Source organism: Burkholderia sp. Bp8992 (assembly GCF_003853705.1).
Classification (GTDB): Bacteria; Pseudomonadota; Gammaproteobacteria; order Burkholderiales; family Burkholderiaceae; genus Burkholderia.
The window spans coordinates 267414-286719 of sequence record NZ_QTQI01000006.1 but is presented as its reverse complement, the minus strand read 5'-3'; the positions used below and the strand labels follow the sequence as shown (position 1 = coordinate 286719).

The following is a 19306-nucleotide window of genomic DNA, read 5'->3' as shown; positions in this document are numbered from 1 at the left end:
TTACCACCAGCGATGGAAGTGATGGACGGGGCCGACGCCGTGGCCGACGTCGAGGCGGCCGCTCGCGGCGATCGCGCCGGTCAGGTAGGTCTTGGCTTCGCGCACCGCGCTTTCGAGGTCGGGCTGCTGCGGCAGCAGGGCGGCGATCGCCGACGACAGCGTGCAGCCGGTGCCATGCGTGTTGCTGGCCGGCACGCGCGCACCGTCGAGCCGCACGATACGCGCCGCTTCGACGAGCCAGTCGGGGCTCGCGGACGCATCGGGCAGGTGGCCACCTTTCATCAGCACGGCGCGCGCGCCTGTTTGCAGCAGCGCCTGGCCTTGCCGGACCATGTCGTCCTCGGTGGCGGCGGGCGCATCGTTCAGCAGGGCGGCCGCTTCGGGCAGGTTCGGCGTGACGACCGTCGCGAGCGGCAGCAGCACGTTGCGCAGCGCATCGACCGCGTCGGGCGCGAGTAGCGCGTGCGCGCTCTTCGAGATCATCACCGTGTCGAGCACGACGAAACGCGGCGCGTAACGCCGCAGCGCGTCGGCCACCGCGTGGACGATCGCCGCGTTCGCGAGCATGCCGATCTTGACCGCATCGACGCGGATGTCGTCGAACACCGCGTCGAGCTGCGCGGTCACGAACGCGGCGTCCGGCGCATGCACGCCCGTCACGCCGCGCGTGTTCTGCGCGGTCAGCGCGGTGATCACGCTCGCGCCGTATGCGCCGAGCGCGGAAAACGTCTTCAGGTCGGCCTGGATGCCTGCGCCGCCGCCCGAATCGGAGCCGGCGATCGTCAGGATGTTGGGGATCGGATGCGTCATGAGGGCAACGCGCCGGTTCGAAGACCGGCGCCGGCGGACGGAAACGGAAAGTGTAGCCTTAGTGCCGCGATTCGCCGATCAGCGCGACCGAGTCGAACTGGCGCTGGTTCGCCTGGTGGCGGCGCATCACGAGCCACATCGTCAGGCAGACGAACGTGCCGAACAGCACGATCACGACGCCGACCGGCACGTCGAGCCAAACGAGCACCGCATACAGGCACAGCATCACGAGCACCGACAGGTTCTCGTTGAAGTTCTGCACCGCGATCGAGTGGCCGGCCGACAGCAGCACGTGGCCGCGATGCTGCAGCAGCGCGTTCATCGGCACGACGAAGTAGCCCGACAGCGCGCCGACGCACATCAGGAAGATGTACGCGATGATCAGGTAGACGGGCATGCGCAGATGGCCGACGTGCACGGCCCAGTTCGACGGGAACAGGTCGCGCGTGTAGAACGCCATCAGCATCACCGCGATGCCCATGATGATGCCGACGGGCAGCACGGTCAGCGACTTCTTCAGCGGGATGCGCGCGGCGGCGGCGATCGCGCCGGCCGCGACACCGACCGCGACGACGGCCTGCAGGATCGCGCCTTCCGACAGCGACATGCCGAGCGACACTTCGGCCCATTTCAGCACGATGAACTGCAGCGTCGCGCCGGCACCCCAGAACAGCGTCGTGACGGCGAGCGAGATCTGGCCGAGCTTGTCGCGCCACAGCACCATGAAGCAGTCGGCGAAATCCGTGAGCAGCTTGACCGGGCCGCGCTCCTGCTTCGGGTAGCGGGCGCCCGTGTCGGGAATGCGCAGGTTGAACAGTGCGGCGATCACGTAGATCGCCATGATGATCGCCATCGCGGCTTCGGCGGGCGTGCCGATCCAGTCGGGCGTGTGCGCGATCACGTGCGATGCGATGTGCGGGCTGATCAGCGCGCCGCCGAGCACGGTGCCGAGGATGATCGAGCTGACGGTCGTGCCTTCGATCCAGCCGTTCGCGGCGACCAGCCGGTCGGCCGGCAGCAGCTCGGTGAGGATCCCGTATTTGGCGGGCGAGTAGGCCGCGGCGCCGAAGCCGACGATCCCGTACGCGATCAGCGGATGGGCGCCGAACAGCATGATCATGCAGCCGACCACCTTGATCGAGTTGGTGATGAACATCACGCGGCCCTTCGGGCGCGAATCCGCGAACGCACCGACATATGCCGCCAGCACCACGTACGACAACACGAAGAACAGCTTCAGCAGCGGTGTCATCCAGTTGGGGGCGTGGAGGTCTTTCAGCAGGGCGATGGCGGCGATGAGGAGCGCATTGTCGGCCAGCGACGAGAAAAACTGCGCGGCCATGATGGTGTAAAAACCTTTTTTCATCTGATGCGATGCTTTCGTCGCCGGGGCAGGGCCGCGTAGGCCGCCTGGTATGCGATCGGCTTATTCCGTTCGAAATGGGTTGTGCGCACGGCTTTATAACATGAAAATACGCCAATTCGGACTAGCAAGATTCCCCGATCGTTCCGCAAATTGTCGGCTTCGGTGCTCAAAAGGCGCGGTAAGCTGATGATTCGCAAGCGTCTTTACGTAAATTTCCCATGCCGCGCCCGATCTCCGCCACCATCCACACCGCCGCTCTCGCGAACAATCTCTCCGTCGTCCGCCGCTTTGCCGGCCCGTCCAAGGTCTGGGCGGTCGTCAAGGCCAACGCGTACGGCCACGGTCTCGCCCGCGCGTTTCCGGGCCTGCGCGGCACCGACGGCTTCGGCCTGCTCGACCTCGACGAGGCCGTGAAGCTGCGCGAGCTCGGCTGGGCCGGCCCGATCCTGCTGCTCGAAGGCTTCTTCCGCTCGACCGACATCGACGTGATCGACCGCTACAGCCTGACCACCACGGTCCACAACGACGAGCAGATGCGGATGCTGGAAACGGCGCGGCTGTCGAAGCCGGTCAACGTGCAGCTCAAGATGAACAGCGGGATGAACCGGCTCGGCTACATGCCGGAAAAGTACCGCGCGGCGTGGGAGCGCGCCCGCGCGTGCCCCGGCATCGGCCAGATCACGTTGATGACCCATTTTTCGGACGCGGACAACGAGCGCGGCGTCGCCGAGCAGCTCGCGACCTTCGAGCGCGGCGCTGAAAGCATCGCCGGCGCGCGCAGCCTCGCGAATTCGGCGGCCGTGCTGTGGCATCCGGACACGCACTTCGACTGGGTGCGGCCGGGCATCGTGCTGTATGGCGCGTCGCCGTCCGGGCTGTCGGCCGATATCGCCGACACCGGGCTCAAGCCCGCGATGACGCTCGCGTCCGAGCTGATCGCGGTGCAGACGATCGGGAAGGGCCAGGCGATCGGCTACGGTTCGACGTTTTCCGCGCAGGCGCCGATGCGGATCGGCGTCGTCGCGTGCGGCTATGCAGACGGCTATCCGCGCGTCGCGCCCGAAGGCACGCCGGTGATCGTCGACGGCATCCGTACGCGGATCGTCGGCCGCGTGTCGATGGACATGATTACCGTCGACCTGACCCCGTGCCCGCAGGCCGGTGTCGGTGCGCGCGTCGAGCTGTGGGGCAACGCGCTCCCGATCGACGACGTCGCCCGCCAGTGCGGGACGATCGGTTACGAGCTGATGTGCGCGGTCGCCGGCCGCGTGCCCGTGCGAGCGGAATAAGGGCGTCGCGCGTGGCCAAACAGAAAACCGTTTACGTCTGCAGCGAGTGCGGCGGACAGACCCCGAAGTGGCAGGGCCAGTGCCCGTCGTGCCAGGCGTGGAACACGCTGGTCGAATCGGTCGCCGAAACGCCCGCTGCCCATCGTTTCCAGTCGCTCGCGAAGCGGGCGCCCGTGCAGCGTCTCGTCGACATCGAGGCGGCCGACGTGCCGCGCTTCTCGACCGGCATCGGCGAATTCGACCGCGTGCTCGGCGGCGGGCTGGTGCCGGGCGGCGTCGTGCTGATCGGCGGCGATCCCGGCATCGGCAAGTCGACACTGCTGCTGCAGTCGCTCGCGGACATCGCGAGCGAGCGGCGCGCGCTCTATATCAGCGGCGAGGAATCGGCCGCGCAGATCGCGTTGCGCGCACAACGGCTTGCGCTGCTCGACGGCGGTGCGCCGGCGGACGAGCTGAAGCTGCTCGCCGAGATCCAGCTCGAGAAGATCCAGGCCGCGATCGACGCGGAGCGGCCGGACGTGGCCGTGATCGACTCGATCCAGACCGTCTATTCGGAAGCGCTCACGTCGGCGCCGGGCTCGGTCGCCCAGGTGCGCGAATGCGCGGCGCAGCTCACGCGCATCGCGAAACAGTCGGGCACCGCGATCATCATGGTCGGGCACGTGACGAAGGAAGGCAACCTGGCCGGCCCGCGCGTGCTCGAGCACATCGTCGACACGGTGCTGTACTTCGAAGGCGACACGCATTCGTCGTTCCGGCTCGTGCGCGCGTTCAAGAACCGCTTCGGTGCGGTCAACGAGCTCGGCGTGTTCGCGATGACCGAGCGCGGGCTGCGCGGCGTCGCGAATCCGTCCGCGCTGTTCCTGTCGCAGCACGAGCAGGTCGTGCCGGGCTCGTGCGTGCTCGTCACGCAGGAAGGCACGCGGCCGCTGCTCGTCGAGGTCCAGGCGCTCGTCGACACTGCGCACGTGCCGAATCCGCGCCGGCTCGCGGTCGGCCTCGAACAGAACCGGCTCGCGATGCTGCTCGCGGTGCTGCACCGGCATGCGGGCATCGCGTGCTTCGACCAGGACGTGTTCCTCAACGCGGTGGGCGGCGTGAAGATCACCGAGCCGGCGGCCGACCTCGCGGTGCTGCTCGCGATCCATTCGTCGATGCGCAACAAGGCGCTGCCGAAGGGGCTGATCGTGTTCGGCGAAGTGGGGCTGGCGGGCGAGATCCGGCCGTCGCCGCGCGGGCAGGAGCGACTGCGCGAGGCGGCGAAGCTCGGCTTCACGTCCGCGCTGATTCCGAAGGCGAATGCGCCGAAGCAGCCGATCGAAGGGCTGAACGTGATGGCCGTCGATCGGCTCGAGCAGGCGATCGACCGCGTGCGCGATCTCGAGTGACCGGCCGCGCCGGCACGCGGGCCGGGCCTGCCGGCGATCTGGCGCGTAATTCGCTGTAAAGAATATGTAGGCTGCTGTAACCCGCCGGACATCGCTTTTCCCTATCCTTTGCCGGATTGTCGAACCGCGCAATGCGAAGGGAACCTATGTTGAAATCGTATGGTGAAGCGCCGGGCGGACGCCTTTACAACCTGCGCGGCTGCCGCGTGTCGGAGCCGATTCGCCAGCCGTGGGGCGGCGGATGCCGGATCGTCGAATGGATCGACGACGAAGGGCGCCTCGCGCGCAAGGTCGTGTCCGAGGACGTGACGGAAGCGGAAGTCGCTGCCGCGATCCGGCGGCCGACCGAGGGGCGCCGGCACCTGATGGGCGACGACGAGCAGATGCCGCGCGATACGCTGCCGCGGCGCTGAGCCGGCGGCGCGGCGAATCGCCGGGCAGCGGCATTCCAGTCAACAGGCCGGGCCAGTGCGCCCGGCCTTGTCGTATCGGGGCAAGGACAAGGCCCGGCGGGGTGTCGATCACCCGCGGCGGCCGGCGCGCCATGCGCGCGTATCGGCCGCGGCGTTCAGCCTCAGCCGATCTGCTCGAGTTCTTCCTGCGCGGCGAGCCAGTCGGCCTCGACCGTCTCGAGGCGCGTGTTGACGTCGCCGAGCTTGCGGATCGCGTCGGTCAGCTCGGTCTTGCGCTCGGCTTCGTAGCTCGCCGGATCGGCGACGAACGCGTCGAGGCGCGCCTTCTCCGCGTGCAGCGTCTCCATTTCCTTTTCGAGCTTCGTGATCCGGTTCTGCAGCGGCTTCTTCAAGACCGACAGGCGTTGCCGTTCCTCGGCAGCCTGCCGCTTCTGGTCCTTGCGGTTGGCCGCGGCGCCGGCGCCCGACGACGCCGCGCTGTCGGCCTTCGCGGCCGCGCGTTGCTCGGCCGCGTGCTGCAGCAGCCAGTCGCGGTAGTCGTCGAGGTCGCCGTCGAACGGTTGCAGCCGGTGCTTCGCGACCAGCATGAACTGGTCGGTCGTCGCGCGCAGCAGGTGGCGGTCGTGCGACACGAGGATCAGCGTGCCTTCGAACTGCGCGAGCGCCATCGTCAGCGCGTGGCGCGTTTCGAGATCGAGGTGGTTCGTCGGTTCGTCGAGCAGCAGCAGGTTCGGCTTCTGCCAGATGATCAGCGCCAGCGCGAGGCGCGCCTTTTCGCCGCCCGAGAACGGGCCGACCGCGCTCGTCGCCATGTCGCCCGAGAAATTGAAGCCGCCGAGGAAGTCGCGCAGTTCCTGCTCGCGCGTGTCGGGTGCGAGCCGCGCCAGGTGCGCGAGCGGCGAATCGTCCTCGCGCAGCGTTTCGAGCTGGTGCTGCGCGAAATAGCCGATCGTCAGACCCTTGCCGTCGCGCACGTGGCCCGACAGCGGCGCGAGCGTGCCGGCCAGCGTCTTGATCAGCGTCGACTTGCCCTGGCCGTTCGCGCCGAGCAGGCCGATGCGCTGGCCGTTCTGGATCGACAGCGCGACGCGCTCGACGATCGGAATGTCCGTTCCGTCGTCGGCATGGTAGCCGCAGCGGACGTCTTCCATCACCATCATCGGATTCGGCGCGGCATCGGGCGTGCGGAATTCGAACGTGAACGGCGACGCGATGTGCGCGGGCGCGATCAGCTCCATCTTCTCGAGCGCCTTCATCCGGCTTTGCGCCTGCTTGGCCTTGGTCGCCTTGGCCTTGAAGCGGTCGACGAAGCTCTGCAGGTGCTCGATCGTCTTCTGCTGCTTTTCGTAGGCGCTTTGCTGCAGCGCGAGTTGTTGCGCGCGCAGCACTTCGAACTGCGAGTAGTTGCCGCCGTAGCGCTTCACCTGGCGGTTTTCCAGGTGCAACGTGACGTTGCAGATCGAGTCGAGGAATTCGCGGTCGTGCGAAATCACGACGAGCGTGCCGGGGTAGCGGTGCAGCCAGTCCTCGAGCCAGACGATCGCGTCGAGGTCGAGGTGGTTCGTCGGTTCGTCGAGCAGCAGCAGGTCGGAGCGGCACATCAGCGCCTGCGCGAGGTTCAGGCGCATGCGCCAGCCGCCGGAGAAGCTGGCCACGGATTCGCGCGTCTGCGCGAGCGTGAAGCCGAGGCCGAGCAGCAGCGCCTCGGCGCGGGCCGGTGCGGTGTAGCCGTCGGCGTCGGCGAACGCCGCGTGCGCGTCGGCCTCGGCGGCGCCGTCATGCGCGGCCGAAGCGGCGGCGATGCGCGCCTCGATCTCGCGCAGCGCGGCGTCGCCGTCGAGCGTGTAGTCGAGCGCCGAGCGCTCGACGGCGGGCGTTTCCTGCGACACATGGGCGATCCGCCACGACGGCGGCATCGAGAAATCGCCTCCGTCGGAATGCAGCTCGCCGCGCAGGACGGAAAACAGCGTCGACTTGCCGGCGCCGTTCGCGCCGATCAGGCCGGCCTTCTCGCCGGGATTGAGCACGAACGACGTCGACTCGAACAGCGGCTTGGTGCCGCGTGCAAGGCTGAACTGATTGAAACGGATCACGGCGGAAATGACTGGCCAAAACCGCTATTCTAGACTGCGCGCCGGTCGCGCCGGGCATTGGCCGCTCGGCGGATGCCGCAACGGCGCAATTTCGCCTAGACTCCACGTCGATCCGGTTTCATAAAAGGAGTGCCCGATGTCCACCCTGTATTCGTTCAGCGCAGAGACGCTCGCCGGTGCGCCGGTATCGCTCGACGCGTATCGCGGCAAGGTGCTGCTGATCGTCAATACCGCGAGCGAGTGTGGTTTCACGCCGCAGTACGCGGGCCTGCAGAAGCTGTACGACCAGTACGCGGCGCGCGGCTTCTTCGTGCTCGGTTTCCCGTGCAACCAGTTCGGCAAGCAGGAGCCGGGCGACGCCGCGCAGATCGGCGCGTTCTGCGAGCGCAACTATGGCGTCACGTTCCCGATGTTCGCGAAGATCGACGTGAAGGGCGATCATGCGCATCCGCTGTACCGCTACCTGACCGACGAGGCGCCCGGCATTCTCGGCCTCAAGGCGATCAAGTGGAATTTCACGAAATTCCTGGTCGATCGCGACGGGCGTATCGTCAAGCGCTACGCGCCGTCGACGAAGCCCGACGAAATCGCCGCGGATATCGACAAGCTGCTGTGAGGGCGGCGGGCGGCGCCAGCGCCGCCCCGGCCGTTACAGGATCGGCGCGAACAGCCGCGCGACGTGCATCGCGATGCGCCGCCACGCGGGCGACTGGCGATATTCGTTCGCATCGACCTCGTATGCCTGCGCGAAGTCGGCATCGAGCATCGTCTCGACTTCGCCGGCGAACGCGCGGTCGACGGTCAGCACCATCACCTCGAAATTGAGCCGGAACGAACGGTTGTCGAGGTTCGCGCTGCCGATCGCCGCCGCGATATCGTCGATCAGCACGACCTTCTGGTGCAGGAAGCCCGGCCGGTAGCGGAACACCTTCACGCCCGCATCGACGAGGTCGCGCGCGTACAGCTTCGACGCCTCGAACACCACGTAGTGATCGCGCCGGCTCGGGATCAGGATGCGCACGTCGACGCCGCGCATCACCGCGAGCTTCAGCGCGGAGATCACGGCTTCGTCGGGGACGAGATACGGCGTGGTGATCCAGACCCGCTCGCGCGCGGCATTGATCGATTCGACGAAGAACAGCGAGCCGGTTTCCTGCTTGTCGGCCGGCCCCATCGGCACCGCGAGGCAATGCATGCCGTCGCCGGGCTGCGCGGGCGGCGGCAGCGCGATCGGCGGCAGCTTCTGCGTGGCCCAGTGCCAGTCTTCGGCGAATACGTACTGGATGCTCGCGACCACCGGGCCGCGGATCTCGATGTGCGTGTCGCGCCAGGGTGACAGGCGCGGCTTCGCGCCGAGATACTCGACGCCGACGTTGTGACCGCCGACGAACGCGCGATTGCCGTCGACGACGACGATCTTGCGATGGTTGCGGAAGTTCAGCTGGAAGCGGTTGACGAACTTCCGGTTGGTCGCGAACGGATGGACTTCGACGCCGCCCCGGCGCAACGTGTCGACATAGCTGTGCGGCAGGTCGAAGCTGCCGATGCTGTCGTACAGCAGGCAGCAGCGCACGCCGGCCGCCGCGCGTGCGAGCAGCGAGTCGCGCAGCATCCGGCCGAGCGCGTCGTCGCGCACGATGAAGAACTGAACGAGCACGTAGTCGCGCGCCGCGTCGATCGACGACAGGATGGCGGAGAACGTCGCGTCGCCGTTCACGAGCGTGCGCACCGAGTTGCCGCCGAGGAACGGCATGCCGCCGAGTCGCGTGAGCGCGAGCACGGCAGCTTGGCCGAGCGCGTCGGCGGCCGGCCCGTCGGTCGCGTCGGTAGCGCGCCACGGCGAGCGTGGCGTGTGCGTGCGCAACATTTCCAGCTCGTGGCGCCGCGCGTCGACGTAGCCGGAGAACTTGCTGCGGCCGAGGAACAGGTACGGCACGAGCGTCAGGTACGGCATGGCCGCGAGCGAGACGGCCCACGCGATCGCGCCTTGCGACGTGCGCGTGTTCATGATCGCGTGGCATGCCGCGACGATCCCGAGCACGTGGATGGTCAGGATCAGGGTGCCGAGATGTAGCCAGTCGAGGGTCATGGGCGCGTGACGGACTCCTGAAGTCGGGCGGCCGGGCGGCCGCCTACGCGCATCTTACCCAACCGTGCGGCGCAATGGTGCGCCGCACGGCGGGCGGGCCGGAAGGGCTCAGGCCTTGCGCGGCAGGTCCGACGCCTGGATCAGGAACACGGCGTCGTCGCCCGCGCTGGTGGGCAGCCACGTGAGTTCGAGGCCGCCGAACGCGGCTTCGACGTTCTCGCGCTCGTTGCCGATCTCGACGACGAGCACGCCGTCGTCGTGCAGCCAGCGGTGCGCTTCGGCGACGATGCGTCGCACGATGTCCATGCCGTCGTCGCCGCCCGCGAGCGCCATCTCCGGCTCGTGCCGGTATTCGGGCGGCAGCGCGGCCATCGACGATGCGTTCACGTACGGCGGGTTCGTCAGGATCACGTCGTAGCGCGAGCCCGGGTCGGTGCGGAAGGCGGGCAGCGGGGCGTAGAGGTCGCCGCGGTGCAGCCCGATGCGGTCTTCGAGACCGTAGTCGCGCACGTTGATCTCGGCGACTTCGAGCGCCTTGTCCGACAGGTCGACCGCGTCGATCTCGGCGTTCGGGAACGCGCTTGCCGCCAGGATCGCGAGGCAGCCGGAACCGGTGCACAGTTCGAGCACCGCGCCGACCTGTTCGGGATCGGCGACATACGGCTGCAGCCCGTCGTCGAGCAGTTCGCCGATGAACGAGCGCGGCACGATCACGCGTTCGTCGACGTAGAAGCGGTGGCCGTGCATCCACGCTTCATGCGTGAGGTACGCGGCCGGCACGCGATCGGTCGCGCGCCGCTCGATCACCGCGAGCACGGCCGCGATCTCGTCGGGCAAGAGGCGCGCGTCGAGGAACGGCTCGAGCGTGTCGAGCGGGAGGTCGAGCGTGCGCAGCACGAGGAAGGCCGCTTCGTCGTACGCGTTGTCGGAGCCGTGGCCGAACGCGAGCTTCGCCTTCGAGAAGCGCGTGACCGCGTAGCGCAGCAGGTCGCGGACAGTGGCAAAAGGTGTCGTCATGCGGGGCTCCATCAGGCGATCAGTTGTTCGAGCACGCGGCGGTACACGTTCTTCAGCGGATCGACGAAGCGCACTTCGATGTGCTCGTCGATCTTGTGGATGCTGCCGTTCGGCGGGCCGAATTCGATCACCTGCGGGCAGATGCGCGCGATGAAGCGGCCGTCCGACGTACCGCCCGTCGTCGACAGCTCGGTCGTGATGCCGGTCTCAGTGCGGATCGCGTTTTCCAGCGCGCCCGACAGCTCGCCGCGCGGCGTGAGGAACGGCAGGCCGCTGACCGACCACTTCAGCGTGTATTCGAGGCCGTGCTTGTCGAGGATCGCGTGCACGCGTGCCTGCAGGCCCTCGACCGTGCTGGCGGTCGAGAAGCGGAAGTTGAACAGCAGGTCGGCGTGGCCGGGGATCACGTTGGTCGCACCGGTGCCTGCGTGCAGATTCGACACCTGCCAGGTGGTCGGCGGGAAGTATTCGTTGCCTTCGTCCCACTGCTCGGCGGCGAGCTCGGCGAGCGCCGGTGCGAGCAGGTGGATCGGGTTCTTCGCGAGGTGCGGATACGCGATGTGGCCCTGCACGCCCTTGACGACCAGTTCGCCCGACATCGACCCGCGGCGGCCGTTCTTGACGACGTCGCCGAGCTCGGCGGTCGACGTCGGCTCGCCGACGATGCAGTAGTCGAGGCGCTCGCCGCGTGCCTGCAGCAGTTCGACGACCTTCACGGTGCCGTCGGTGGCCGGGCCTTCCTCGTCGCTCGTGATCAGGAACGCGATCGCGCCGCGGTGGCCGGGGTGGGCCGCGACGAATTCCTCGGACGCGACGACGAACGCCGCGAGCGACGTCTTCATGTCGGCCGCGCCGCGTCCGTACAGCTTGCCGTCGCGATGGGCGGGAATGAACGGCGGCGAGGTCCACTGCTCGAGCGGGCCGGTCGGCACGACGTCGGTGTGGCCCGCGAACGCGAGCAGCTTGCCGTCGCGGCCGTCGGTGCCGCGCTTGACGGCCCACAGGTTGGTCACGCCGTGCGACGCGATGGTTTCGCATTCGAAGCCGAGCGCGGCGAGGCGCTCGGTCATGATCTGCTGGCAGTGCTGGTCGTCGGGCGTCACGGACGCGCGGGCAATCAGCTGTTCGGTAAGGGCTAGGGTGGCGGACATGGTTCGGACCACTTTCGATAAAAAATGCCGGCGCGGTGGCCGGCAGCGACAGGACGTCGGGCCAGGGCCTGTTCACGCTAATAACGGGCTTGCGAACGTGACTTTCCGCCCGCAGTGCAAGGAGTAAGGAGCGCCGTTTGGCCATGCCAAACAAGCGACGCACGACGCCGCAATGTGGGCGGAAAGACACGTTCCCCTGTTTGAAAAAATTCATTCGTGGGGCTGGCCCCCGGAAGGGCCGATCGCCGCGTCATGCTCCTCGCGAATACGTCGAGTATTCGCTTCGTCGCAATCCTTGCGCTCGGCCCTTCTGGGGGCCAGCGCAAGCCCGTTATTAGCGTGAACAGGCCCTACGCCCGCAGGCGCAGCGCGGGCGACCCTATGCGGCAAACAGCGCCGCGTATTGATCGGCCACGAAGCCGAGCGATTTCACGCGGCCGTTGACGACGAGCACGGGGCGCTTGATGACCGACGGCTTGTGGATCATCAGTGCGACCGCGCCGGTCTTCGTTTCGGCCGCGGCCTTCATCGCGTCGTCCAGGCCGCGCCACGTCGTGCCGCGCTTGTTGACGAGCGCGTCGAGCGACACGTCCTTCAGCCAGTCTTCGACCAGCGGCGCGCTGACGCCGAGCTTCTTGAAGTCGTGAAACTCGAACTCGACGCCGTGATCGTCGAGCCACACGCGGGCCTTCTTCACGGTGTCGCAGTTCGGAATGCCGTAGACGACCACGGTGCGCGGCTTGGCCATCAGTCGCCTCGCAGCAGCTCGTTCAGGCCGACCTTCGCACGCGTCTTCGCGTCGACCTTCTTGACGATCACCGCGCAGTACAGGCTGTGCGAACCGTCCTTCGACGGCAGGTTGCCGGCGACGACGACCGAGCCGGCCGGGATGCGGCCGTAGCTGACTTCGCCCGTCTCGCGGTCGTAGATCTTCGTGCTCTGGCCGAGGTACACGCCCATCGAGATCACCGAGTTTTCCTCGACGATCACGCCTTCGACGACTTCCGAGCGCGCGCCGATGAAGCAGTTGTCTTCGATGATGACCGGGTTCGCCTGCAGCGGCTCGAGCACGCCGCCGATGCCGACGCCACCCGACAGGTGCACGTTCTTGCCGATCTGCGCGCACGAGCCGACCGTCGCCCACGTGTCGACCATCGTGCCTTCGTCGACGTACGCGCCGATGTTGGTGTACGACGGCATCAGCACGACGTTCTTCGCGATGAACGAGCCGCGGCGCGCGATGGCCGGCGGCACGACGCGGAAGCCGCCCGCGGCGAAATCTTCAGCCGTGTAGTTCGCGAACTTCGACGGCACCTTGTCGTAGAACTGCGAGTAGCCGCCGGCCGGCATCGGTGCGTTGTCTTCCAGGCGGAACGACAGCAGCACGGCCTTCTTCAGCCACTGGTGCACGGTCCAGTTGCCGTCGATCTTCTCGGCAACGCGCAGCGCACCTTTGTCGAGTTGCTCGATCGCGTGAGCGACGGCCTCGCGGACGTCGGCGGGCGCGGCCTTCGGCGACAGCTCGGCGCGGTTGTCCCAGGCGGTATCGATGATTTGCTGAAGTTGTTGCGACATGTTCGTTTTCGCAGGAGATGGATGGAATTGATCGGGATGGACGATTACCGCGCGAGAGCCCGGCAGAAATCGACGATGCGTTGCGCGCCCTCGACGCATTCGGGGGTGCCCGCGACGAGCGCGATCCGGATGAAATCGCGGCCCGGATTCGACCCGTGCGCATCGCGCGCCAGGTACGAGCCGGGCAGAACCGTCACATTATAGTCGGCGTACAGGCGGCGGGCGAACTCGGTGTCCGACAGCCCGGTGCGCGACACGTTGGCCCACAGGTAGAACGCGGCATCGGGCAGTTTCACGTCGATCACGTCGGCGAGCATCGGCGTGACCGTATTGAACTTCTGCAGGTACAGCGCGCGGTTCTCGCGCACGTGCGCCTCGTCGTTCCACGCGGCGATGCTCGCGTGCTGCCAGACCGGCGACAGCGCCGCGCCGTGGTACGTGCGGTACAGCAGGAATTGCTTCAGCAGCGCCGCGTCGCCTGCGACGAAGCCCGAGCGCATGCCCGGCACGTTCGAGCGCTTCGACAGGCTCGACAGCATCACGAGGCGCTCGAAGCCGCGGCCGAGGCGGTGCGCGGCCTCGAGGCCGCCGAGCGGCGGCGCCGCTTCGTCGAAATAGATTTCCGAATAGCACTCGTCGGACGCGATCACGAAACCGTGGCGGTCGGACAGCGCGAACAGTTCGCGCCAGTCGTCGAGCGTCAGCACGGCGCCCGTCGGGTTGCCCGGCGAGCACACGTACAGCAGCTGCGTGCGCGCCCAGACTTCATCGGGCACGGCCGCGTAGTCGCACGCGAAGTTGCGGGTCGGGTCGCTGTTCGCGAAATAGGGTTCGGCACCGGCCAGCAGCGCCGCGCCTTCGTAAATTTGATAGAAAGGATTCGGACAGAGTACGATCGCCTTCTCGCCCTGCGCGGCCGGGCGCGCGTCGATCACGGTCTGCGCGAGCGAGAACAGCGCCTCGCGCGACCCCGACACGGGCAGCACCTGCGTGGCCGGATCGATCGCCGGCAGCCCGTAGCGGCGCTCGAGCCAGTGTGCGATCGACGTGCGCAGCGCATCCGAGCCGGCCGTGGCCGGGTACGACGCGAGACCGTCGAGCGCGGCCACCACGGCGTCGCGGATCAGCGCCGGCGTCGGGTGTTTGGGCTCGCCGATGCCGAAGCTGATCGGTTTGAGGTCGCCGGAAGGCGTCACGTCCTTGAACAGGGCGCGCAGCTTTTCGAAGGGATAGGGCTGGAGCGAGTCGAGTCGAGGGTTCACGGGCGAAGCGGCCATCGCGGCCGGTTGGTGCGAAAGAAGCGGCGGGCGTGCCGCGCGGCTGCGAACGGGCGCCGGTGGCGCGCGGGTCGCAGCGGACGATTATAGCGTGACGGAAGGCGGTCACGGCCTGCCGGAACGGCGGCCGGGCCGACCGAATAAAGGGTATCGAACCAAATGAATAACGCAGTACGCGGCAGCCTGCCGACGCTGGCCATCCTGATCGGCGCGTCGGTATGGGGCCTGATCTGGTATCCGTTGCGGATCCTCGCTTCGCTCGGTGTGACGGGCACGCTCGCGAGCGCGCTGACGAGCCTCGTGGCGTTCCTGTTCGTGGTCGTCGCGCGGCATCGCACCATCGCGACGCTGCGCTGGCACTGGGTGCTGCCGGGCATCGCGGTGACGGCCGGCGTGACGAACCTCGGCTTCGTCTGGGGCACGATCCACGGCGAGGTCTTGCGCGTGATGCTGCTGTTCTACCTGACCCCGGCGTGGACCGCGATCTACGCGCACTTCCTGCTGCGCGAGCGGCTGACCTGGGCCGGCGCGGGGCTCGCGGCGCTGTCGATCGGCGGCGCGATGCTGATGCTGTGGTCGCCGCAGCTCGGCCTCCCGCTGCCGGCCAATCCGGCCGAATGGGCCGGCCTCGCGGCCGGGCTGAGTTTCGCGATGAGCAACGTGCTCGTGATCAAGGCGAGCCGCGAGCTGCCGGAGATGCGCGCGGAAATGCGCACCGCGACGCTGTTCGGTGGCGCGGCCGTGTTCGGCGCGATCGCGTCGCTGTTCGAGGGGCTGCCGGCCGCGCCGGCGGGCGGCCAGCTCGGGGTGGCCGTGCTGATCATCGCGGCGATCGGCGTGACGATGGCGTCGAACAACCTGCTCGTGCAATATGGCCTCGCGCGGGTGCCGGCGAACCGGGCGTCGATCATCATGCTGTTCGAGATCGTGATCACCGCGCTGTCGGCGTGGGTGTTCGCCAGCGAGCTGCCGACCGCGCGCGAATGGGCCGGCGGCGTGTGCATCGTGCTGGCGACGCTGCTGTCGAGCCGGGTCCATCGGGCCGCGCCCGCACCGGGCAAACCCGGCGACGGTCGGGACGGCGCACGCGCGATGGTATGATGGAAGCCGTTTGCGGGGCCCAACGCTGTATGCGCGCGGCCCCGTTTTTGAATTCCGGGGCGCGTCGCGCGCATGGGCCGTCCGGCCCCGCGCAGTGCGGCCCCGTCCGTTTCACACCTTCTTCACATCCGATACCGCCGTGCGTCTGAGCTCGATCAAACTCGCTGGCTTCAAATCCTTCGTCGATCCCACGCATTTCCAGGTTCCGGGCCAGCTTGTCGGCGTGGTAGGCCCGAACGGGTGCGGCAAGTCCAACATCATCGATGCCGTGCGCTGGGTGCTCGGCGAGTCGCGCGCCTCCGAGCTGCGCGGCGAGTCGATGCAGGACGTGATCTTCAACGGCTCGACCGCACGCAAGCCCGGCAGCCGGGCCAGCGTCGAGCTGATCTTCGACAACTCCGACGGCCGTGCGGCCGGGCAGTGGGGCCAGTACGGCGAGATCGCCGTGAAGCGCGTGCTGACGCGCGACGGCACCTCGAGCTACTACATCAACAACCTGCCGGCGCGCCGCCGCGACATCCAGGACATCTTCCTCGGCACGGGCCTCGGGCCGCGTGCGTACGCGATCATCGGGCAGGGCATGATCGCGCGGATCATCGAGGCGAAGCCGGAAGAGCTGCGCGTGTTCCTCGAGGAAGCCGCCGGCGTGTCCAAGTACAAGGAACGCCGCCGCGAAACCGAGAACCGCCTGCACGACACGCGCGAGAACCTGACGCGCGTCGAGGACATCGTCCGCGAACTCGGCGCGAACCTCGAGAAGCTCGAGGCGCAGGCCGTCGTCGCGACCAAGTACAAGGAACTCGTCGCCGACGGCGAGGAGAAGCAGCGCCTCTTGTGGCTGCTGCGCAAGAACGAGGCCGCCGGCGAGCAGCAGAAGCAGCAGCGCGCGATCGAACAGGCACAGATCGACCTCGAGGCGCAGACTGCGAAGCTGCGCGAGGTCGAGGCGCAACTCGAGACGCTGCGCGTCGCGCACTACGCGGCAAGCGACGCGATGCAGGGCGCGCAGGGTTCGCTGTACGAGGCGAATGCCGAAGTGAGCCGCCTCGAGGCCGAGATCAAGTTCATCGTCGAATCGCGCAATCGCGTGCAGGCGCAGATCGCCGCGCTGAACGCGCAGCGCGAGCAATGGCGCGCGCAGGCCGAGAAGTCGCAGGACGAGCTCGAGGAAGCCGAAGAGGCGCGCGCGATGGCCGACGAGAAGGCCGCGCTCGCCGAAGACAACGCAGCCGCGAAGCACGACGCGCTGCCGGCGCTCGAAGCGAAGTGGCGCGATGCGCAGGCGCAGCTCAACGACGAGCGTGCGCGGATCGCGCAGACCGAGCAGTCGCTGAAGCTCGAGGCCGCGCACCAGCGCAACGCCGACCAGCAGCTGCAGCAGCTTCAGCAGCGCCACGAGCGCCTGAAGAGCGAGGCGGGCGGGCTCGACGCGCCGGACGAGGCGCAGCTCGAGGAGTTGCGCATGCAGCTCGCCGAGCAGGAAGAGATCCTCGCCGAAGCGCAGGCGCGCCTCGCCGACGCGCAGGAAACGGTGCCGCGTCTCGACGGCGAACGCCGTGCCGCGCAGGAGCGCGTGCAGGCCGAAGCCGCGCAGATCCACCAGCTCGAAGCGCGCCTCGCCGCGCTGAAGCAGCTGCAGGAAAACGTGCAGACCGAAGGCAAGGTCCAGCCGTGGCTCGACAAGCACGAGCTCGGCGCGCTGCCGCGTCTGTGGAAGAAGCTGCACGTCGAGGCCGGCTGGGAAGCGGCGCTCGAGGCCGTGCTGCGCGAGCGCCTCGCGGCGCTCGAAGTGTCGAATCTCGACTGGGTGAAGGCGTTCGCGACCGACGCGCCGCCCGCGAAGCTCGCGTTCTACGCGCCGCCCGCGGCCGGCGAAGCGCCCGCCGCGGTAGCCGGGCTGCGCCCGGTGCTGTCGCTCGTGCGCATCGACGACGCGGGCATCCGCGCGGTGCTGAACGACTGGCTCGGCAACGTGTACGTCGCCGACGACGTCGCCCAGGCGCTTGCCGCGCGTGCGCAGCTGCCGGCTGGCGGCGCGTTCGTCGTCAAGGCCGGTCATGTCGTCACGCGCGTCGGCGTGCAGCTGTACGCAGCCGATTCGGAGCAGGCCGGGATGCTGGCCCGCCAGCAGGAAATCGAAAACCTGACGCGCCAGGTGCGTGCGCAGGCGCTGCTCGCCGACGAGGCGCGCACGGCCGCCGTGCGTGCGGAAGCCGCGCACACGCAGGCCACGCAGGCGCTCGGCGACGTGCGCGCGCAGGCCGAACGTGCGACGCAGCGCGTGCATGCGCTCCAGATGGACGTGCTGAAGCTCGCGCAGGCGCACGAACGCTACACGCAACGCAGCACGCAGATCCGCGAGGAACTCGAGGAAATTGGCGCGCAGATCGAGGAGCAGCGCGCGCTGCGCGCGGAGTCGGAAGCGAATTTCGAGCGTTTCGACGGCGAACTCGCCGAACTGCAGGCACGCTTCGAAGACAACCAGCTCGCGTTCGAATCGCTCGACGAATCGCTGACGCAGGCGCGCCAGGAAGCGCGCGACCTCGAGCGCGGCGCGAACGATGCACGCTTCGCCGCGCGCAACGCGGTGACGCGGATCGACGAGCTCAAGCGCAGCATCCAGGTCGCGCACGAGCAGAGCGAGCGCGTCGCCGGGTCGCTGGAAGACGCACGTGCCGAACTCGAGACGATCAACGAGCAGACCGCGCATACGGGCCTGCAAGACGCACTCGAGATTCGCGCGGTAAAGGAAGAAGCGCTGCAGGCTGCGCGGATCGAGCTCGACGACCTGACCGCGAAGCTGCGCGCGTCGGACGAGCAGCGCCTCGTGGCCGAGCGCTCGCTGCAGCCGCTGCGCGACCGCATCACCGAATTGCAGCTGAAGGAGCAGGCCGCGCGCCTGTCCGTCGAGCAGTTCGCCGAGCAGCTCGTGACGGCCGAGGTCGACGAGGCCGCGCTGTCCGCGAAGCTGACGCCGGACCTGAAGCCGTCGTACCTGCAGGGCGAAGTCACGCGCTTGAACAACGCGATCAACGCGCTCGGCCCGGTGAACATGGCCGCGCTCGACGAGCTGAAGGCCGCGAGCGAGCGCAAGGTGTTCCTCGACGCGCAGTCGGCCGACCTGATCGACGCGATCACGACGCTCGAGGACGCGATCCACAAGATCGACCAGGAAACCCGCACGCTGCTGCAGGGCACCTTCGACGAGGTCAACCGCCACTTCAGCGACCTGTTCCCGCGCCTGTTCGGCGGCGGCCAGGCGAAGCTGATCATGACGGGCGACGAGATTCTCGATGCCGGCGTGCAGGTGATGGCGCAGCCGCCGGGCAAGAAGAACGCGACGATCCACCTGCTGTCGGGCGGCGAGAAGGCGCTGACCGCGACTGCGCTGGTGTTCGCGATGTTCCAGCTGAACCCGGCGCCGTTCTGTCTGCTCGACGAGGTCGACGCGCCGCTCGACGACGCGAACACCGAGCGTTTCGCGAATCTCGTGCGCGCGATGTCCGACAAGACGCAGTTCCTGTTCATCTCGCACAACAAGATCGCGATGGAAATGGCACAGCAGCTGATCGGCGTGACGATGCAGGAGCAGGGCGTGTCGCGGATCGTTGCGGTGGACATGGAAACGGCCGCAGGTTTTGCCCAGAATTGACGTTTGACGAAACCGGATCGCGTTCGCGCGGCGCATGACGCGCCCGTTCGCGGTCCCGACGAAAAAGAATTGCTGATGGAGCGTG

General features: G+C 68.0%; 15 protein-coding genes. 6 read left to right on the top strand and 9 right to left on the bottom strand.

All coding sequences use genetic code 11. The features are described 5' to 3' along the window. Both thiD and lplT read right to left on the bottom strand, forming a co-directional pair. Nucleotides 1–810, bottom strand: a complete 810-nt coding sequence (thiD, locus tag DIE03_RS12500) for a bifunctional hydroxymethylpyrimidine kinase/phosphomethylpyrimidine kinase (RefSeq protein WP_124450622.1) — start codon at nucleotides 808–810, stop codon at nucleotides 1–3. Nucleotides 811–868: 58 nt separating this feature from the next. Then, nucleotides 869–2176, bottom strand: a complete 1308-nt coding sequence (gene lplT / locus DIE03_RS12495; protein ID WP_124450620.1) for a lysophospholipid transporter LplT — start codon at nucleotides 2174–2176, stop codon at nucleotides 869–871. Between the two features lie 218 nt (nucleotides 2177–2394). Between lplT and alr the strand changes: the two genes are divergently transcribed. From alr to DIE03_RS12480, 3 genes are all read left to right on the top strand, one after another. Further along, nucleotides 2395–3465, top strand: coding sequence for an alanine racemase (gene alr, locus DIE03_RS12490; RefSeq protein WP_124450618.1), 1071 nt, complete (start codon nucleotides 2395–2397; stop codon nucleotides 3463–3465). An 11-nt stretch (nucleotides 3466–3476) separates the two neighbouring features. Then, nucleotides 3477–4853, top strand: a complete 1377-nt coding sequence (gene radA / locus DIE03_RS12485; protein WP_124450616.1) for a DNA repair protein RadA — start codon at nucleotides 3477–3479, stop codon at nucleotides 4851–4853. A 146-nt stretch (nucleotides 4854–4999) separates the two neighbouring features. Next, nucleotides 5000–5266 carry a DUF2866 domain-containing protein gene (locus DIE03_RS12480; RefSeq protein ID WP_059904429.1) on the top strand — a complete coding sequence of 89 codons (267 nt, stop codon included), beginning with the start codon at nucleotides 5000–5002 and terminating at the stop codon, nucleotides 5264–5266. Between the two features lie 161 nt (nucleotides 5267–5427). Here the strand turns inward: DIE03_RS12480 and abc-f are convergent, their stop codons facing one another. After that, nucleotides 5428–7359 (bottom strand): ribosomal protection-like ABC-F family protein, encoded by a 1932-nt coding sequence (gene abc-f, locus DIE03_RS12475; protein ID WP_124450614.1) that lies wholly within the window; start codon nucleotides 7357–7359, stop codon nucleotides 5428–5430. A gap of 136 nt (nucleotides 7360–7495) precedes the next feature. On the opposite strand from abc-f, the gene DIE03_RS12470 reads away from it, so the two are divergent. After that, nucleotides 7496–7975 carry a glutathione peroxidase gene (locus DIE03_RS12470; RefSeq protein ID WP_124450612.1) on the top strand — a complete coding sequence of 160 codons (480 nt, stop codon included), beginning with the start codon at nucleotides 7496–7498 and terminating at the stop codon, nucleotides 7973–7975. Nucleotides 7976–8008: 33 nt separating this feature from the next. Here the strand turns inward: DIE03_RS12470 and cls are convergent, their stop codons facing one another. The 6 genes from cls to dapC form a co-directional block, all read right to left on the bottom strand. Continuing rightward, complete coding sequence (gene cls, locus DIE03_RS12465) at nucleotides 8009–9448, bottom strand: cardiolipin synthase (RefSeq protein WP_124450610.1); 1440 nt, start codon at nucleotides 9446–9448, stop codon at nucleotides 8009–8011. 108 nt (nucleotides 9449–9556) lie between these two features. After that, entirely contained in the window at nucleotides 9557–10465 is a 909-nt protein-coding gene (gene prmB / locus DIE03_RS12460) for a 50S ribosomal protein L3 N(5)-glutamine methyltransferase (protein WP_124450608.1), read from the bottom strand. 11 nt (nucleotides 10466–10476) lie between these two features. Beyond that, a complete protein-coding gene (gene dapE / locus DIE03_RS12455) occupies nucleotides 10477–11616 on the bottom strand; it encodes a succinyl-diaminopimelate desuccinylase (RefSeq protein ID WP_124450606.1) in 1140 nt (379 codons plus the stop codon). A 379-nt stretch (nucleotides 11617–11995) separates the two neighbouring features. Then, a complete protein-coding gene (locus tag DIE03_RS12445; protein WP_124450602.1) occupies nucleotides 11996–12364 on the bottom strand; it encodes an ArsC family reductase in 369 nt (122 codons plus the stop codon). Beyond that, nucleotides 12364–13191 (bottom strand): 2,3,4,5-tetrahydropyridine-2,6-dicarboxylate N-succinyltransferase, encoded by an 828-nt coding sequence (gene dapD, locus DIE03_RS12440; RefSeq protein ID WP_014896723.1) that lies wholly within the window; start codon nucleotides 13189–13191, stop codon nucleotides 12364–12366. The genes DIE03_RS12445 and dapD overlap by 1 nt, the downstream gene beginning before the upstream one ends. A gap of 44 nt (nucleotides 13192–13235) precedes the next feature. Further along, nucleotides 13236–14468, bottom strand: a complete 1233-nt coding sequence (dapC, locus tag DIE03_RS12435) for a succinyldiaminopimelate transaminase (RefSeq protein ID WP_124450600.1) — start codon at nucleotides 14466–14468, stop codon at nucleotides 13236–13238. A 159-nt stretch (nucleotides 14469–14627) separates the two neighbouring features. On the opposite strand from dapC, the gene DIE03_RS12430 reads away from it, so the two are divergent. Together DIE03_RS12430 and smc are read left to right on the top strand one after the other, a co-directional pair. After that, on the top strand, nucleotides 14628–15569 hold the full coding sequence (locus tag DIE03_RS12430) for a DMT family transporter (RefSeq protein ID WP_124450598.1): 942 nt from the start codon (nucleotides 14628–14630) through the stop codon (nucleotides 15567–15569). A gap of 139 nt (nucleotides 15570–15708) precedes the next feature. Beyond that, complete coding sequence (gene smc, locus DIE03_RS12425; RefSeq protein WP_124450596.1) at nucleotides 15709–19221, top strand: chromosome segregation protein SMC; 3513 nt, start codon at nucleotides 15709–15711, stop codon at nucleotides 19219–19221. Nucleotides 19222–19306: the final 85 nt, after the last annotated feature.

Coding starts and splice junctions, on each gene's coding strand:
- lplT (WP_124450620.1), bottom strand. CDS start 2,176: ATGAAAAAAGGTTTTTACACCATCATGGCCGCGCAGTTTTTCTCGTCG.
- dapC (WP_124450600.1), bottom strand. CDS start 14,468: ATGGCCGCTTCGCCCGTGAACCCTCGACTCGACTCGCTCCAGCCCTAT.
- prmB (WP_124450608.1), bottom strand. CDS start 10,465: ATGACGACACCTTTTGCCACTGTCCGCGACCTGCTGCGCTACGCGGTC.
- DIE03_RS12430 (WP_124450598.1), top strand. CDS start 14,628: ATGAATAACGCAGTACGCGGCAGCCTGCCGACGCTGGCCATCCTGATC.
- dapD (WP_014896723.1), bottom strand. CDS start 13,191: ATGTCGCAACAACTTCAGCAAATCATCGATACCGCCTGGGACAACCGC.
- thiD (WP_124450622.1), bottom strand. CDS start 810: ATGACGCATCCGATCCCCAACATCCTGACGATCGCCGGCTCCGATTCG.
- DIE03_RS12445 (WP_124450602.1), bottom strand. CDS start 12,364: ATGGCCAAGCCGCGCACCGTGGTCGTCTACGGCATTCCGAACTGCGAC.
- dapE (WP_124450606.1), bottom strand. CDS start 11,616: ATGTCCGCCACCCTAGCCCTTACCGAACAGCTGATTGCCCGCGCGTCC.
- cls (WP_124450610.1), bottom strand. CDS start 9,448: ATGACCCTCGACTGGCTACATCTCGGCACCCTGATCCTGACCATCCAC.
- DIE03_RS12470 (WP_124450612.1), top strand. CDS start 7,496: ATGTCCACCCTGTATTCGTTCAGCGCAGAGACGCTCGCCGGTGCGCCG.
- DIE03_RS12480 (WP_059904429.1), top strand. CDS start 5,000: ATGTTGAAATCGTATGGTGAAGCGCCGGGCGGACGCCTTTACAACCTG.
- alr (WP_124450618.1), top strand. CDS start 2,395: ATGCCGCGCCCGATCTCCGCCACCATCCACACCGCCGCTCTCGCGAAC.